Source organism: Gulosibacter massiliensis, assembly GCF_900626105.1.
Lineage (GTDB): Bacteria > Actinomycetota > Actinomycetes > Actinomycetales > Microbacteriaceae > Gulosibacter > Gulosibacter sediminis.
The window spans coordinates 805,109-821,763 of sequence record NZ_UYZX01000001.1; the positions used below are offsets into that span (position 1 = coordinate 805,109).

The window sequence follows — 16,655 nt, forward strand, 5'->3', positions numbered from 1 at the left end:
TATCGGGTTGCGTGAGCGTCAATGACACGGCCGTTGCCGACGGTCATACAGCGCCGCCGACGCTCCGGGCCGCGAGCGCAGCGTCGTAGAGCGCGCGCTTTCGCAGGCCGGTGCGCGCCTCGACCTCAGCCGCCGCATCCTTCAGCCGAAGGCCGCCCGCGGCGAGTCGGAGCACCTCGGCAACTGCCTCGTCGAGCTGCACCTCGCGGGCTTCGGCGCCGGCGAGCACGAGCACGATCTCGCCGCGCACGCCCTCACCCGCCCACTGGGCGAGCTCGGCGCACGTGCCGCGGCGCACCTCTTCGTGGAGCTTCGTGAGCTCGCGGCAGACGACGGCCTGGCGCTCAGGCCACGCCGCGGCGAAGTCGTCGAGCGTCGTCGCGAGCCGGTGCGGCGACTCGTAGAGCACGGTTGTGCGCGGCTCGTCGCCGAGCTGCTCGATGAGCTTGGCCCGGTCAGACTGCTTGCGCGGCACGAACCCCTCGAAGCAGAAGCGGTCGGTCGGCAGGCCCGACACCGCGAGCGCGGTGATGACCGCGGTTGGGCCGGGCACCGACGTGACTGTCACGCCCGTCTCGGCACATGCACGCACGACGCGAAAGCCCGGGTCGGAGATGGCCGGCATGCCCGCATCCGACACCAGCACAACGGTCTGCTCGGCGGCAAGCCTCGCCACCTCGTCAGCGGCCTCGTGCTCGTTGTGTTCGTGCAACGCGATGAGCTTCGGGCGTTCGGTCACCTCGAGCAGGCCCAGCAGCTTCGCGGTCGTGCGGGTGTCTTCGCAGGCGACCACATCGGCGGCCCGCAGCGTATCGATGAGCCGAGGCGACGCATCCCCGAGATTGCCGATCGGGGTTCCGGCAAGGATGAGCATCGCCTAGTACCAGCCCGGGAGCCAGTGGGTGAGGTTGAAGTACCAGTCGGGAATCTGCAGGCCGGTCCACACCGGGTAGAAGAACGCCGACACGAGGACCGCGAGGGCGAAGAACCCGGCGATGAGGTTCACCGCACGCGTGCGCTGTTTTCGCGGATCCTTCGCGTCGCCCGCCAGCGTCTGCAGCGCGAGCGCGGCCGCGAGGAACATGAACGGCAGCCAGACGATGACGTAGAAATGGTAGACCGAGGTGCGGCCGGTGAGCAGCCAGGGCAGGTAGCCCGCCGCGTACGACACGAGAATCGCGACGTAGGGCCAGCGCGGCTTCACGAACATCATCATGATGAGGAACACGACGGCGATCGTGCCGAGCCAGTAGAGCAGCGGGTTCGACAGCGACGTGACCGCCTGCACGCACTGGTCGGCGTGACAGCTCGGGTCGACCGCCGGGTCGATGTAGGTGTACTGGAACGCGGTGGGGCGCAGCAGGAACGGCCACTCGTACGGCGCCGAATTGTACGAGTGCCCTGCCGCGAGGCGCGAGTGGAACTCGTAGACCTGTGCCTGGTAGTCGACGAAGTGCGAGAGCGACAGCTTGGCCCACTCGAAGAAGTTGCCGCCCTGCCAGGCGCCGGTGTCGATAATCCCGTTGAAGCCGCGGCCGGTGATGAACCAACCGGCGTAGCTCGCGAGGTAGATGACGATCGTGAGCGGCACCGCGAGCAGGAAAGAGACGGGCCCCTGCTTCAGCGTCGCTGACGAGAGCCACAGCGTGATGCCCGCCTGCTTGCGGTTGTAGGCGTCGAGGGCAACGGTGAGCACACAGTAGAACGCGAGGTAGTAGAGGCCCGACCACTTCACGCTCGTCGCGAGCGCGAGGGCCACGACCATGGCCAGGAACCAGGGGCGTCGCCAGAGCACCGGGCCCCAGTCGGGGCCCGTCGGCCGCGTCGCCGGCGGGTCGATCGTGCTGGTCCACTTGACCGGCGTGCTCTCGAGCGGCACCGAAGGGTCGTTCGCGTGTTCGCGCTGGCGCCACGCCGCGACCCAGCTCGTCAGTTGACGCCCCTGGTCGTCGCGGTCGTAGAGGAGGAACAGGAAGCCGAGCAGCACGAAGAACATCACGAAGATGTCGAGAATGCCCGTGCGGCTCATCGCGATCGCGTGGCCGTCGATCGCGAGCATCGCCGCCGGGATCGCACCCATCGCGATCGAACGGAATAGCTTCTTGCCGACGAGGTAGAGCAGCGGCACCGAGGCGGCGCCGAAGAGGGCGACGCCGAAGCGCCAGGCCCAGACGTGCTCGGCGCCGAACAGGTGCATGAAGATGCCGATGAGGTACTTGCCGAGCGGCGGGTGCACGACGTACTCGGCCTTGTCGAGGTACTCGTCGTAGCCGCCGGTCGCCCAGAGGTCCTCTTTGTTCTCGGGCCATTCGGACTCGTAGCCGTTGTTCGTGATGGTCCAGCCATCGGGCACGTAGTAAATCTCGTCGAAGACGATGCCGTTCGGCTGGTCGAGCCGCACAAACCGTACGAGCACCGCCACGAGGGTGATGATGCCGACGAGAATCCACTCGGTGCGGCGCCGAGCCTGCGGCGATGCCGTCCACCGACCCCAAAGGTCGTCTGCCCACGACCCCACCGGCGTCGTCGGTGTGCTCGCGCCGTCACGTTGGAGTTGGGTCGGGGCAGTCACCCGACCATCGTAGGGGATGCCCCCTGTCACCTAGACTGGAGGGCCGATGGTCGCCATTCACTTCCCACCAGAGCTGCCGGTCTCGCAGCGCCGTGACGAAATCGCCGCGGCGATTCGCGAACACCAGGTGGTGATCGTCGCGGGCGAAACCGGTTCGGGCAAGACGACCCAGCTACCGAAGATCTGCCTCGAGCTCGGCCGCACCGCGATCGGCCACACGCAGCCGCGACGCATCGCAGCCCGCACGATCGCCGAGCGCATCGCCGAGGAGCTCGGCGGTAAGGTCGGCGAGCTCGTGGGCTATCAGGTGCGCTTCACCGATGCCTCGAGCGAGTCGACGCGCATCAAGCTCATGACCGACGGCATTCTGCTCGGCGAGCTGCGCCGCGACCGACTGCTGCGGCGCTACGACACGATCATCATCGACGAGGCGCACGAGCGCTCGTTGAACATTGACTTCCTGCTCGGCTACCTGAAGCGGCTCCTGCCCGAGCGGCCCGATCTCAAGCTCATCATCACCTCGGCGACGATCGACCCCGAGTCGTTCTCGAAGCACTTCGACGACGCACCGGTGATCGAGGTGTCGGGCCGCACCTACCCGGTCGAGGTGCGGTACCGGCCGCTCGTCGGCGAGGTGTCAACCGACGACGTGGCGGATGCGCAGGATGCGCCGTCGGCCACCGACGACCGCGACGTGAACGAGGGCATCGTCGCGGGGCTGCGCGAGCTCGCCGGTGAGCGAGCCGGCGACGTGCTCGTGTTCTTGCCCGGCGAGCGCGAGATTCGCGAGGCCGAGGCGGCGATTCGCGCCGCCCTCTCGACACGCGAACTCGAGTCGACCGAGCTCCTCCCCCTCTATGGCCGGCTCAGCGCACACGATCAGCACCGCGTGTTCGAGCCGAGCAAGCGGCCCGGCGTGCGCCGCCGCGTCGTGCTCGCGACGAACGTCGCCGAGACCTCGCTCACGGTGCCCGGCATCGCCTACGTCATCGACGCGGGTCTCGCCCGAATCTCGCGCTACTCGGTGCGCGCGAAGGTGCAGCGGCTGCCGATCGAGGCGATCTCGCAGGCCTCGGCAAACCAGCGCTCAGGCCGTTCGGGCCGAACGCGCGAAGGCATTGCAATTCGTCTCTACAGCGAAGAAGACTTCGAGCGGCGGCCCGAATACACCGACCCCGAAGTTCTGCGCACGAACCTCGCGAGCGTGCTCCTGCAGATGCTCGAGCTTGGCCTCGGTGCGATCGAAGACTTCCCCTTCCTCACGCCGCCCGACTCGCGCGGGGTGAAGGACGGCGTCGACCTGCTGCGTGAGCTCGGTGCGATTCGTGGCGGCACCGGGCGGGGCGTGCCGCAGCTCACGAAGACCGGGCGTCAGCTCGCATCCCTGCCGATCGAGCCCCGCTTCGCCCGCATGGTGGTCGAGGCGAAACGGCTCGACGTCGCCCGCGATGTGCTCATCATCGTCGCCGGCCTCACGGTGCAGGACATCCGCGAGCGACCGCTCGAACAGCGCGCCAAGGCCGACCAGCTGCACGCGCGCTTCCGCGACCCGTCGAGCGACTTCATGTCGCTGCTCAAGCTCTGGAGCTACCTCGAGGAGCAGCAGCGCGAGCTCGGCTCGTCGGCGTTCCGGCGCCTCTGCAAAGCCGAGTTCCTGAACTACGTGCGACTGCGAGAATGGCAAGACCTCTTTCGGCAGCTGCGCGAGACGGCCAAGCCGCTCGGCCTGCGCATCCAGCGGCCGGATGCGGGGGCCGAGCCGGGCGCGAACGCCGACGCCGTGCATCGCGCGCTGCTGTCGGGCCTACTGAGCCACATCGGCGTGTTCGACCGGCAGCGCCGCGACTACCGCGGGGCGCGGAACACGCGCTTTCGGGTGTTCCCCGGCTCGGGACTCAAGGGGTCGAACCCCGAGGCGGTCATGGCCGCCGAACTCGTCGAGACGTCGCAACTGTTCGCGCGCACCGTCGCGAAGATTCAGCCCGAATGGGCCGAGTCGCTCGCCGGCGAGCTCGCGAAACGGCAGCATTCAGAGCCCCACTGGGAGCGCAAGCAGGGCCAGGCCGTCGCGCTCGAGACCGTGACGCTCTACGGCGTGCCGATCGTGACGCAGCGCCGAGTCGGCTTCGCCGCGATCGACCCGTCGTGGAGCCGCGACCTGTTCATTCGGCACGCGCTCGTCGAGGGCGACTGGACCGGCCGGTACCCGTTCGTGCGCCGCAATCAGCAGCTGCTGCGCGACGTCGCCGAATTTGAGGAGCGCACGCGAACCCGCTCGCGCCATGACGACACCGAGGTGCTGTTCGAATTCTTCGACGAGCGACTGCCCGCTGACGTCGTGTCGCAGCCGACGTTCGACCAGTGGTGGCGCGTGGCGCAGCAGGAGCAGCCGAAGCTGCTCGACCTGCGCCGCGGCGACCTGCTCGAAGACGACGACGCGACCGAGAATGCCGAGGCCTACCCGCGAACGTGGCAGCAGGGCGAGCAGCAGCTGCGCCTGCGCTACAAGTTTGACCCGCAGGCGCCCGACGACGGCGTCACGGCCGTCGTGCCCGTGCAACTGCTCGCGATGCTCACGCCTGACGGCTTCGACTGGCAAGTGCCGGGCCTGCGCGAGGAGCTCGTTACGGCGCTGCTGCGTACCCTGCCAAAGGCGACCCGGCGCAACTTCGTGCCCGCCGCCGACTGGGCGGCGCGGCTACTCGACCAGGTTGGCGAGGTGCGTCCCGACCGGGGCGAGCCCGTCACAGCACCCCTCACTGAGGTGTTGCACGGGCACCTCCAGCGACTCGGCGGCATCCGCTTCGACGCCCGCGAGTTCGAACCCGAGCGCGTCCCGACGCACCTGCGGATGCGCTTCCTCGTTCTCGACGATCGTGGCCGCGAGCTCGGCGAGGGCAGCAATCTACTCGAATTGCAGCAGCGGCTCAAGCGCCAGAGCGAGGCCGCGCTCGTGCGTGCCACCGAGGCTCCCCCGACTCCCAGCAATCGGCGCGGTCGGGGCGGCCGCAAGGATGCGCCCGGCAGCGATGCCAAGGCCGCGGCCGAGCCGTCGCGCGGGTCGACGGAGTCGGTCGCTGAGCAGCGCGAGCTCACCGGATGGCCGGAACGCGACTTGCCCGAGACCTTCGAAATTCGGCGCAAGAACGGCGTGATTCGCGCCTGGCCGACGCTGCAGCTGCGCGACGCCGCACGCCCCGCGACGAGCAAGGTCGACCTCGTGCTCGCGACGACGAGCGCCGATCAGGTGCGCGAGCATCCGCGGGCCGTCGCCGTGCTGCTTGCCCGCAGCGTGCCCTCGCCCGCGACGTACGTGCTCGCCCACCTCACCTCGCAAGAAAAGCTGGCGCTCGCGGCGAGCCCGTACCCTTCGACCGAGCAGCTACTCGCCGACGCCACCATCGCGCTCGCGCAGCGGACCGTTGACGCAGCCGGCGAACCGGTGCGCACGAAGGCGGCCTTCGATGCCATGCGCGAGCAGTTCAACGCCGAGCTCATCGACGCACTGTTCGAGGTCGTGCGTCTCGTGGGCCAGGTGCTCACGGCGCACCGCGACGCGCTGAGGGCGGTCAAGAGCAGCAACGCGATGGCCTACCTCGCGACGCTGACCGACGTGCGGGGGCAGCTCGAGGCACTCGTGTTCGACGGCTTCGTGTCGCGCACCGGGCTCGAGCAGCTGCAGCATTTGCCGCGGTACCTGCGAGCCGCGACAGCGCGTATCGAGCGGCTCAGCATGAGCGCGGCGACCGAGCGCGCGGGCGCTGCCGAGCTCGAGCAGGCGCTCGCGCTCTTCCGGGATGCGGGCGGCACGTTGCCGCTCGCACTCGACGCGCCGGAGCACCTCGTCGCGGCGCGCTGGCTGCTCGAGGAGTTCCGCGTCAGCCTCTTCGCCCAACAGCTCGGCACGGCCCAACCGGCCAGCCTCAAACGCCTCCGCAAACTCTTAGGGGGTTGAGTGGTCACTTTTTGTAGGTTTGGCGGCGCCAAACCTACAAAAAGTGACCACTCAACCCCCTCTAGTCGCGAGAGGCGAGGGGTTATTCGTCTTGTTCGGGGGCGTCCGGGGTGCGGGTGAGCACGGCGACGAGGAAGTCCTCGGCCGGGGCGTGGAGCTGCCACGTCGAGTAGTGCTGCTCGAGTACGAGACCCGATTCGAACGCATCCGCCGTGAAGTCGACGAAGTCGTAGCCGCGGCCCGCGCCGAAGCCGACGACGAGGCGACCGTTCGGCGCGAGGTGGCCACGCAGGCGCTCGAGGGCGGGCTTGCGCTCGGCCTCCGAGAGGAACGTCATGACGTTGCCGGCAGACACGATGATGTCGAACTCCTGCAGATCGCCGAACTCATCGTCGACCGCGAACGTCGCGAGATTGCCGGCTTCCCAGCGTGCCTGCGGGTAATCGGTGCGCGCCACCGAGATGAGGTACTCGTCGAGGTCGACGCCGACCACCTCGTGCCCGCGCTCGGCGAGCCAGCCGCCGATGCGGCCCGTACCGCAGCCCGCGTCGAGGATGCGGCTGTGTCGTTCAGCCATCGCGTCGATGAGCCGTGCCTCGCCATAGATGTCACGGCCCGCATCGGCGAAGCTGCGCCACCGCTTCGCGTAGTTCTGCGCGTGATCGGGGTTCGCTCGCACGGCGGCGAGCCAGACATTTTCTTGGGGAGCGGGCATTCCTCCAGTATCCCGCACCCGGGCCCGGCCCAGCTCCGAGCGCCGCGGTGAGTAACGTATCGGCCCGTGACTGACGGGCCCCGCGCCGTCCCGTGTGCCATGGGTAGTGTGTCTGACCCCGTTCGACGCTCGTATTCACGATCGTTTTGGGGCGAAACGCAACACCTATGCTTCGGCGGGCGCCTCGACGAATGCCGGGTCGGGCTCAGTAATGTCGACGCGCTCGGCGCCGAAGTGGGCGAGCAGGTCGTCGCCGTCGAGGTAGATCCCAACCGAGTACGCCCCACCGCCGACGGTGATGGGCCCGGGCTCAACGAGCGCGTCGGCCACGACGTCGAGCGGCGTCAACGTGCCGAACGGCGTGATCGTGCCGCGCGCGAAGCCGGTGACCGCCTTCGCCTCGTCGGCCGAGGGCATGGCGGCCTTGTTCACGCCGAGCACGGCGCGCAGCTTCGGCCACGAGATGACCCGGTCGCCGGGCACGAGCACCACGTGGTATTCCCCCGTGCCGTCCTTCACGATCATCGACTTCACGATCTGCCGGGGTCGCACGCCGCGCAGCGCCGCCGCCTCGGCGAGCGACGACGCCTTGCCGTGCGTGCGCACCTCGTGGCGGATGCCCGAGGCTGCGACGGCCGCGACCGCCCGGTTGTTCGCGGGGTCGAGCTCGGGTGATTGCACAGAAGTCATACGAAAGAAGACGACGCAGCGCGGCCGATTATTCCCGTTGTTGCGCACCGAAGCGCGTCGCCGGGCGCACGCGCTGGCCCTCAATGGCGAAAACAAGTCCCGGGTTCCGAAATCCTGCGGCTGCAGGACTTCGGAACCCGGGAGTCTTGTCGGGCGCTGCTACGCCTGGTGGCGGCGGCGCAGCACGAGCGCCGCGCCCGCGGCGATGGCGCCGGCTGCAAAGAGGCCGATCAGCGCGGTCGTGCCCGCGTCGGCACCGGTGGTGGCGAGGTTGCCGTCAGCGTCGGTGTCGGTGTCGCTCGGCGAGGCGGTCGACTCGGATGCGCCGTCGGTCGACGCGGCGCTGGCCGTCGTGGTCGGCACGGCGGTCGTGGTCGGCACGGTCGTGCCGGTCGGCTCGGGCGACTGCGTCGGCTCCGGGTCGGTGCCGAACACGTCGTCCGCCGAGCCGAGGCGGAGGAACACCGTCTCGCCGGTGGCGTCGTCGAGGCCGTCGTTGTCGGTCACCGCGTAGAGCTGGCCGTCGGCCGCGATGGTGAAGCCCTCGAGCTTCTCCTGGGTCGAGCCGTTCACGGCCTGCAGCTCGGGCAGCACGTCGATCGCGAGGTTCTTCTCAACGGGAATCACCGCGCCATCCGCGTCGGCGATCGCCTGTGCGTCCGGAACCTCGACCGTGTAGATGCGCTTGATCGCGGCATTCGGGCCGTTGAGCTTGTCGCGCTCGATCACCGCGAGGGTCTTGTCGTCGACGACGGTGATCTCCGAGAGGCCCATCCAGTCGCCGGCGACGTCGGTCGACTCGAGCTCGTAGCCGAACCAGGCGAACTCGCCCGTCGCCGTCGAGAACTGGCCGATGCGGGTCGTGTTCGCGCCCTCGAGCGGCTCAAGCGGCGACGCGGCGGGGTCAACCCACAGCGGGCGCTGCACCGCGAAGTAGAGCACCTCGTTGCCGTCGGCATCCTGGGTCACCGTGACGCCCTCGAGGCCCCACTTGCCAATGTGCGCCGAGACATCCTCCGGCAGCGAGATTTCCTGCACCACGTTGAGGCCGGCGTCGAGTTCGACGAGGAGGTTCTCGGCGCCGGTCGCACCCTCCGAAGCGAGCCAGAAGCCGCCGTCGGCCTTCGCCGCGATGCCCTCAATGTCGTACGAGGTGACCACGCCATCCTTCGTGACGTCGCGGGCCTCGGTGATGAGGGCGGGCTCAGCCGACACGTCGATCGTGCAGATGCGGTTGTTCTTCAGCGCCGCGTCGGTCGCCGAGTAGAGCAGGTTCGCGTCGCTCGGGTCTGCCGTGAGCGCGCCGAGCGCCGACCAGCCGATGGGCAGGCCGTTCTCGTCGTTGCCCGAGACGATGCTCGGCTGCGCCGGGGTGGCGTCGCCGAACTCGAAGATGTTTACCGAGCTGCGGACGCCGGCCGAGGCCTCGTCGACCTCGCTCGAGACGAGCAGGAGGTCGCGCGACGGCACAGGCAGAACGCCCTCGGGGCCGTTGGTCGTGAACAGCAGCTGCTCGTAGACCGGGTTGGCGGGGTCGTCGACGTTGTAGACGGCGACGAAGTTCGAGCGCTCCGAGGCGATGAACGCGTAGTTCGTGCCGTTGTACTCGGCGATCGCGAGGCCCTCGGGCTCGGGGCCCTTCTTGCCGGCGCGGCCGTCGTTGTAGAGGCCGTGCTGGATCGCGAGGTGCTCGAAGCTGTTGCCAGCATCCCACTGCACGGTGCCGTCGATGCCGAAGACGGTCCAGCCGCGGGTGCCGCCCTTCCAGTCGCCCTCGTTCGCGGTCGCGAGCGTGGTGGTGTTCACCCAGCCGACCGCGTCGGGTTCGCGCGGGGTGTCGGTGATCGAGCCGCTGAGGTCGATCACGCCGTCGTCCTCGGTGTCGAGCTGGTCGACCGAGACCGTGCCGGCGCTCCACGCGTCGGTGACGGTGCGGGTCTCGAGGTCGATGATCGCGACGCCGTTGTTCTCCTGCAGGGTCACCGCGGCGACGTTGTCGCTGTTGATCGAGACGTACTCGGGCTCCGGGTCTTCCGGGGTGTCAAGGCCGGCGTTCGCCATGACCTCGATCGGCGCGCCGGTCTCGCCGACGAGGTCTACGCGCTCGGACTGCCAGGTCGTCGGGTCGCCCGCGAGGTCGATCACCGAGACAAAGCCGGCGGGGAGCTGCGGCAGTCCGCCGTCGACGTCCTCGCGCTCCTCGTCACGCTGGTTCTCGATTGCGATGGCTGCGTACTGGCCGTCGTCCGAGATGTCGATCGAGTCGGGCTGCCCCTCGAGGTCGATCGAGGCAACGCGCTCACGGTCGCTGATGCGGAGCACGTCGACGCGGCCCTTGGGGTGCTCGAAGTCGCCGCCGGTTTCGTCGATGACGACGAGCACGTAGTCGCCGATCGCCGCGACCGAGGTCGGCTGGTCGTCGGCGTGGCCGAGCTCGGCCAGCGAGACGGTGCCGGTGCCCTGGGGCGACGAGGGGTCGGTGACATCGATGAAGCCGATGCGCTGACCGAGTGCGTCGGTGTAGATCATCGTCGAGCCGTCGGGGGTGATGGTCGAGATCTCAGCGACGGTCTCGGCCGCCGGGTCGACGCCCTCTGGCACGTTGAGGTACACGGGGTAGGTGGCAGTGCGGGTGAATGCCCCTTCGGCGGCGATGGCGGGTCCGGCAGCTACGAAGCAGCTCAGGGCGAGGCCCGAAGTGGCAAGCGCGGCAACCGGAGCGATGCGGCGAATGCGCATGGTGCTCCTTTGCAGATGTCAGCGTGTGCGACTGCCCACTCTTGTCTGCGTGCGGAAACGCACAGCGACCTCCGGGTGAACACGGAGGTCGCTGTGGGTGGTGATTTCGCTAGAGCACCTTCGAGAGGAAGTCCTGCGTGCGGGCCTCCTTCGGCGAGTCGAACAGCACCTTGGGGTCGCCCTCTTCGACGACAACGCCCTCGGCCATGAATACGACCCGGTCGGCGACCTCACGGGCGAAGCCCATTTCATGTGTAACGAGCACCATCGTCATGCCGGATGCGGCAAGGTCGCGGATCACCTGGAGCACCTCGCCGACCATCTCGGGGTCGAGAGCGCTCGTGGCCTCGTCAAACAGCATGATCTGGGGGCTCATCGCGAGCGCGCGGGCGATCGCCACGCGCTGCTTCTGCCCGCCGGAGAGCTGCGACGGGCGCGCATCCGCCTTGTCGGCCAGACCGACTCGCGTGAGCAGTTCTTCGGCCCGCTTGCGTGCATCCGCCTTCGACATCTTCTTCAGCTCGGTCGGCGCGAGTGCGACGTTCTGCAATACCGTCATGTTCGGGAACAGGTTGAAGTGCTGGAACACCATGCCGATGCGCTGACGCACCTTGTCGAGCTTCTCGCCTTTCGCGGCGGCGATGTTCTCGCCGGTGATGAAGACCTCGCCGCTCGTGACGTCCTCGAGTCGGTTGAGGCAGCGCAGCAACGTCGACTTACCCGAACCCGAGGGGCCGATGACGGCGACAACCTCGCCGTTCGCGACTTCGAGGTCGATGCCCTTGAGCACCTCGTTCGAACCGAAGGCCTTGTGCAGGTCGACGACCCGGATCGGCGTCTCGTCGGCGGTGGAGACAGGCTGCGTGTACAGCGTTTTGTCGTTCGTCATGTTCTCGCCTTACTTGTTGAGCTTGCGGTCGACCCAGTTGCTCAGCAGCGTGAGCAGCCAGATCACGATGAAGTACATGAACGCGACGACGATCCAGATCTCGAACGAGCGGAAGGTCGAGGCGATCACGATGCGGCCCTGGTAGGTGAGCTCGGCGAAGCCAAGCACCGACAGCAGCGAGGTGTCCTTCAACGTGATGATGAACTGGTTGATGAGGTTCGGCGTCATGATCTTGAACGCCTGCGGCATCACGACTCGGCGCATCGAGGCGCCCCAGCCGAGGCCAAGCGAGCGCGACGCCTCCATCTGCCCTGGATCAACCGACTGCACGCCACCGCGCACGATCTCGGTGATGTAGGCACCGGCGTTGAGCGAGAGGGTGATGACACCGGCCGTCAGCGCGTCGAGCGTGACCTGCTGCCCCAGAAATTGCTGGAAGAACGCGGGCACACCGAAGTAGAAGAAGAACGCCTGCACGATGACTGGCGTGCCTCGGAAGATGTTCACGTACGCGCCCGCAAGGCCGCGCAAGAACCAGTTGCTCGACAGCTTGAGAATGCCGAAGAGAATACCGAGCACCATGGCGAAGACGATCGAGAGGAACGTCGCCCAGAGGGTGAAGCCAAGACCCTGCATCAGGGCCGGCATCGCGTTCGCAACGAGGGCGAAGAACGACGTGCCCGCCGCTTCCTCTTCATTCGCGAGGTAGCGGTCGATGATCTGCTGGTAGGCACCCGATTCCATCGCGGCGTCGAGACCTGCGTTGAACATCTCGAGCAGCTCAGCGTTCTCACCCTTGTTCACCGCGAAGCCGTAGTCGGCGCCGGGCTCGGGGTCGGTCACGACCTTGAGCGGTACGTTGCCCGAGGCGATGCCGTACTGCAGCACGGGCGCATCCTCGAATGCGGCCACCGAGTTGCCGGTCGCGACATCGTTGTACATGTCGGCCGAGTCCTGGAACGAGTTGAGCTCGAAACCGATGTCCTTCGAGAGCGTCTCGGCGAACGAGTAGCCCTCGGTGCCGGTCTTCACGGCCACTGTCTGGCCCGCGAGGTCCTCATAGGTGGCGATGTCGCTGTCCTCGGCGACGGCCATCTGCACGCCCGACTGGTAGTAGGGCTCGGAGAAGTCGAAGACTTCCTTGCGCTCGTCGGTGATGCTCATGCCGGCCATCACCGCATCCGCCTGGCCCGACTGCACCGCCTGCAGTGCCGCGTCGAAGCCGAGTGACTGAATTTCGACCTCGAAGCCCTGGTTCGCCGCGATGGCCTTGAGGAGGTCCATGTCGATGCCGACCATCTCGCCGTTCTGCTGGAACTCGAAGGGCGCGAAGGTGGTGTCGGTGGCGACGACGAAGGTGCCGTTCTCGACCGGGGTGTCGGTCGCGAAGTTCGGGTTGTTTGGCAGTTCGCCGGGCTCGCCGTAGTCGAGCTGTTCGTTGCCGAGCGCGGCCTGACCGTTGCCGATCGACGCGGCCTCGGGCGCGTTCTCGCCGAGGTACTCGTCGAGAATGTCCTGGTAGGTGCCGTTCTCGATCACGTTCTTCAGGCCGTCGTTGAAGGCGGCGACGAGCTCGGGGTTCTGGCCCTTCTGCACGCCCATGCCGTAGCTCGAGGCCTTTTCTTGGTCGGTGACCGTCGTGAGGCCCGAGTTACCGGTCGCAATGGCGTAGGCAAGAATCGGGTAGTCGTCGAAGACAGCGACCGAGTTGCCCGACGTGACGTCGTTGTAGGCATCGGCGGCGTCCTGGAAGCCGGTGACTTCGAAGCCGTACTCCTCCGAGAGGGTCGACGCGAAGTCAAAGCCCTCGGTGCCGGTCTTCGCCGAGACCGTCTCGCCCGCGAGGTCCTCGTAGCCCTTGATGCTGTCATCATCCTCAGCGACGGCCATCTGAATGCCCGAGTCGAAGTAGGGGTTCGAGAAGTCGAACGACTGCTCACGCTCGTCGGTAATGCTCATGCCGGCCATCACCGCATCCGCCTGGCCCGACTGCACGGCCTGGAGCGCGCCGTCGAAACCGAGCACCTGGATGTCGATGTCGAAGCCCTGGTCTTCGGCGATCGCATTGATCAGATCCATGTCGATGCCGACGAGCTCGCCGCCCTCTTCGAACTCGAAGGGCGCCCACGTCGTGTCGGTCGCGATGACGAATGACTGGCCCTCGGCCGACTTCGGGTCATCTGCGGCCTGCGCCTGGTTGCCCGTAATGGCGTTTGCTGCGCCGGCGGCGGTGCCAACCGTGAGCAGCAGTACCAGGAGTACCGCGAGAGTGGAGAGTGCCGAATTGCGGTGGTGTTGCCACTGCAGGAGGCGTTGCTGGAACGATTTCATGCTCTTCCTCTGGTCTTCGTTGACCTCAGCTTGTGAATCAGGTACTCACTTGCTGAGAATTCACCTCACCACCCTAGGTGATCGGGCCCGCTCGCCGTGGAAGTCGGCGCGATCCGCACGCGATCGTTACTTGATTGCGCGAGAACCGGGCCTTCTTGATGCCATTTGTCCGTATTGCGCGGGTACACACCCGTCGCACAGGGGAGCCTTCCCTTGCTGGTGCGTTCGCTGCGGGCACAGTAACTTTGCCGCAAGCGGCGCGAAATTTCAGATCTGTGCCGGGGCGGGAAGGCGAACATCATGACGAACCTCACGGCAGTTCAGGCATGTACGACCACGGCGTGCTCGTACAACAATGGCGGCTGCACCGCAGCTGGCATCACCGTCGGCGGCAGCGAGCAGGGCGCCAGCTGCACGACTTTCATCACGCTTGACGCGCGCGGCGGCCTGCCCGTCGCCAACTCGCACGTCACCGCGTGCCAGCGCCTCGAGTGCGTGCACAACACCGACCTCATGTGCTCTGCGGCGGCCGTCTCGATTCAGGGCGACACCGCCAACTGCTCGAGCTACGAGGTTCGCTAACCACTCTGGCCAAATTCGCCCAGGCTCACCGACGCCTCGGCCGCGCTAACTGCGTGGCTGGCGTCGGTGAGCTTTTTCTTGAAGAAAACCTGGTCGAAGCCGGCCGGGGCTCGCTACTCGGTCGCGAAGAGGTCGAGGTCGAGCAGCGACTTGAGGTCTGCGCGGAGTTCGCTCTCGCTGCGCGCGGCCTCGTCGAACGGCGCGAACACGATAGTCGTGTCGTCGTCGCCCACATGCATGAGGGTGAGGCCCGACTGGTCGACGTCGACGACAAACGTGCGGCCGACGACGGGTACGCAAGGCTCGGTCGTCTCGCGGCGCGACAGCGTGATGCCGCCGAACCAGCCCTCGATGAAGGCCGCCGCGTACATGCCGAGCAGGTCGTCGTCTGCCGCGAAGGTGAGTTCGGCGGCGACGTCGTCCACGCGGCGCGCGAAGAGGGCGTCGCAGGTGCGGTGGCGGGCCGCGATCTCGCCGAAGGGCATCGCGGTGATGCCGTTGCTCGTGTGCGTGACGACGCGTTCGCTGTGAACGATGCCGAGGCGACCGCCCGGCTGGGCCGCGAGCTCGACGAGGTGGGCCGGCAGCAGCACATCGCGGAAGGCGAAGTCGGCCTCGGCCAGCGTGAGCCACTCGAGCGTGCCGAGCAGATGGGTCGTCGCCGAAATGATCCGCACGTCGAAGGCCGGCGATTCCTTGAGGAAGTCGAGGCGAACCTCAAGCGGCTCGTCACCTCGGAATGCATCGTCGACGTCGTCGACCGCGACGTTCGCGGCGACGAGCAGCGTGCCGTCGCTCGCGAGGCCGTGGGCGACCGAGTGCAGGTGCGGCTGCTCGGCCGCCTCGAACGCGATGATCGCGCAGGTGCCAGCGCCGGTGAGGATGCGGTGGGTCAACGAGTGCGCCCGGTTGTCGAGCAGTGTCTTGGTCTGCACGGACTCCGCAGCGTTCGTCATTTGCGTCCTCTTCTCGGTGGGCAAGTTAGTACAGCCTAAGCTAAGTGACCCTGTGGGCATAAGTCCCCCGTCGTTGCGTTACCTCTCATGGACCATTTGGCACGCATGGAGGCTGGGATGTTTGACGTTGTGGTGATCGGTGCCGGGCAGGCCGGGCTCGCGGCGGCGTACTGGCTGCAGCGCCGCGGCCTCGTGCCCTGGCGCGACTTCGTCGTGCTCGACCGCAACGACGGTCCCGGAGGCGCGTGGCGGCACCGGTGGCCGGCGCTGACGCTGGGGTGGGCCCACGGCATCCACGACTTGCCCGGCCTACCGCTCGGCGAGCCGGATGCGTCTCGGCCGGCGAGTGAGGTCGTGGCCGACTACTACGGGCGGTACGAGCGCGAGTTCGGGCTGCCGGTCGAGCGGCCCGTACGCGTTGACCGAGTTGAGGCGGAGTCTCGCGACCCGGAGGCGCCGCTCGTCGTGCGCGCCGGCACGCGGAACTGGCGCACGCGGCTCGTGATCTCGGCGGCGGGCACGTGGACGAAGCCGTTCGTGCCGCACGTGCCGGGCATCGGGTCGTTCGAGGGGCACCAACTGCGCACCGTTGATTTCTGGGACGCCGAGGAGTTTCGCGGTCAACACGTTGTCGTCGTGGGCGGCGGCTTGAGCGCCGTGCAGTTCATCCTCATGCTCGAACAGGCTGGCGCGACGACGACCTGGTCGACGCGGCGCGATCCCGACTGGGTCGACGATCCATTCGACGAGCGCTGGGGTGTCGCGGTCGAGGAGCGAGTGGATGCTCGGGCGAGCGCCGGGCTCGTGCCATTCTCGGTCGTGCGCAATACCGGCATCCCACCGTGGCCGGAGTATTTGGCCGCGCGCGACCGCGGCCGGCTCGTGTCCTCGGGACCGATTCGCCGCATCCTGCCCGACGCGGTCGAGTTCGCAAGCGGCGAGACCGTACACGCCGACGCGATCCTCTGGTCGACCGGCTTCCGCGCCGACCTCGACCACCTCGCTCCCCTGCACCTGCGCGAGCCAGGCGGCGGAATCGCGACGCGAAACGGCGTGGAGGTCGTACGCGACGATCGTGTGCTGCTCGTCGGCTACGGCGCATCCGCCTCGACGGTCGGCGCAACGCGCGCGGGCCGCCGCGCCGCCCTCACGGCCCTCACCCGCCTCACCGCTGACTCTTTAGTCGGTTGAGTGGTCGGTTTTTGTAGTTTCCAGTGCCTGGAAAC

General features: G+C 67.7%; 11 protein-coding genes. 3 read left to right on the forward strand and 8 right to left on the reverse strand.

All coding sequences use genetic code 11. The features are described from left to right. Positions 1-43: 43 nt before the first annotated feature. Both rsmI and EJL01_RS03945 read right to left on the reverse strand, forming a co-directional pair. The gene (gene rsmI / locus EJL01_RS03940; protein ID WP_125106340.1) at positions 44-874 is read right to left on the reverse strand and encodes a 16S rRNA (cytidine(1402)-2'-O)-methyltransferase; all 831 of its coding nucleotides are present in this window, start codon (positions 872-874) and stop codon (positions 44-46) included. A 3-nt stretch (positions 875-877) separates the two neighbouring features. Next, complete coding sequence (locus EJL01_RS03945) at positions 878-2,572, reverse strand: dolichyl-phosphate-mannose--protein mannosyltransferase (RefSeq protein WP_164509708.1); 1,695 nt, start codon at positions 2,570-2,572, stop codon at positions 878-880. Between the two features lie 46 nt (positions 2,573-2,618). Between EJL01_RS03945 and hrpA the strand changes: the two genes are divergently transcribed. Then, positions 2,619-6,527, forward strand: a complete 3,909-nt coding sequence (gene hrpA, locus EJL01_RS03950; protein WP_125106342.1) for an ATP-dependent RNA helicase HrpA — start codon at positions 2,619-2,621, stop codon at positions 6,525-6,527. An 82-nt stretch (positions 6,528-6,609) separates the two neighbouring features. On the opposite strand, the gene EJL01_RS03955 is transcribed toward hrpA, so the two are convergent. The 5 genes from EJL01_RS03955 to EJL01_RS03975 all read right to left on the reverse strand — a co-directional run bounded on the left by EJL01_RS03955 (position 6,610) and on the right by EJL01_RS03975 (position 13,891). Then, entirely contained in the window at positions 6,610-7,242 is a 633-nt protein-coding gene (locus tag EJL01_RS03955; RefSeq protein WP_125106343.1) for a class I SAM-dependent methyltransferase, read from the reverse strand. 165 nt (positions 7,243-7,407) lie between these two features. Beyond that, a complete protein-coding gene (locus tag EJL01_RS03960) occupies positions 7,408-7,923 on the reverse strand; it encodes an aminoacyl-tRNA deacylase (protein ID WP_241209095.1) in 516 nt (171 codons plus the stop codon). A 168-nt stretch (positions 7,924-8,091) separates the two neighbouring features. Beyond that, positions 8,092-10,671: an esterase-like activity of phytase family protein gene (locus EJL01_RS03965; RefSeq protein WP_125106345.1), complete on the reverse strand. Its 2,580-nt coding sequence runs from the start codon at positions 10,669-10,671 to the stop codon at positions 8,092-8,094. 109 nt (positions 10,672-10,780) lie between these two features. Continuing rightward, entirely contained in the window at positions 10,781-11,560 is a 780-nt protein-coding gene (locus tag EJL01_RS03970; protein WP_206427671.1) for an amino acid ABC transporter ATP-binding protein, read from the reverse strand. Between the two features lie 9 nt (positions 11,561-11,569). Next, entirely contained in the window at positions 11,570-13,891 is a 2,322-nt protein-coding gene (locus EJL01_RS03975; RefSeq protein ID WP_125106346.1) for an ABC transporter permease subunit, read from the reverse strand. A 300-nt stretch (positions 13,892-14,191) separates the two neighbouring features. Between EJL01_RS03975 and EJL01_RS03980 the strand changes: the two genes are divergently transcribed. Continuing rightward, a complete protein-coding gene (locus tag EJL01_RS03980; RefSeq protein WP_125106347.1) occupies positions 14,192-14,473 on the forward strand; it encodes a DUF1540 domain-containing protein in 282 nt (93 codons plus the stop codon). Positions 14,474-14,586: 113 nt separating this feature from the next. Here the strand turns inward: EJL01_RS03980 and EJL01_RS03985 are convergent, their stop codons facing one another. Next, a complete protein-coding gene (locus EJL01_RS03985) occupies positions 14,587-15,429 on the reverse strand; it encodes a hypothetical protein (RefSeq protein ID WP_125106348.1) in 843 nt (280 codons plus the stop codon). 117 nt (positions 15,430-15,546) lie between these two features. Between EJL01_RS03985 and EJL01_RS03990 the strand changes: the two genes are divergently transcribed. After that, entirely contained in the window at positions 15,547-16,620 is a 1,074-nt protein-coding gene (locus EJL01_RS03990) for a flavin-containing monooxygenase (RefSeq protein WP_125106349.1), read from the forward strand. The last annotated feature ends 35 nt before the right edge of the window (positions 16,621-16,655 follow it).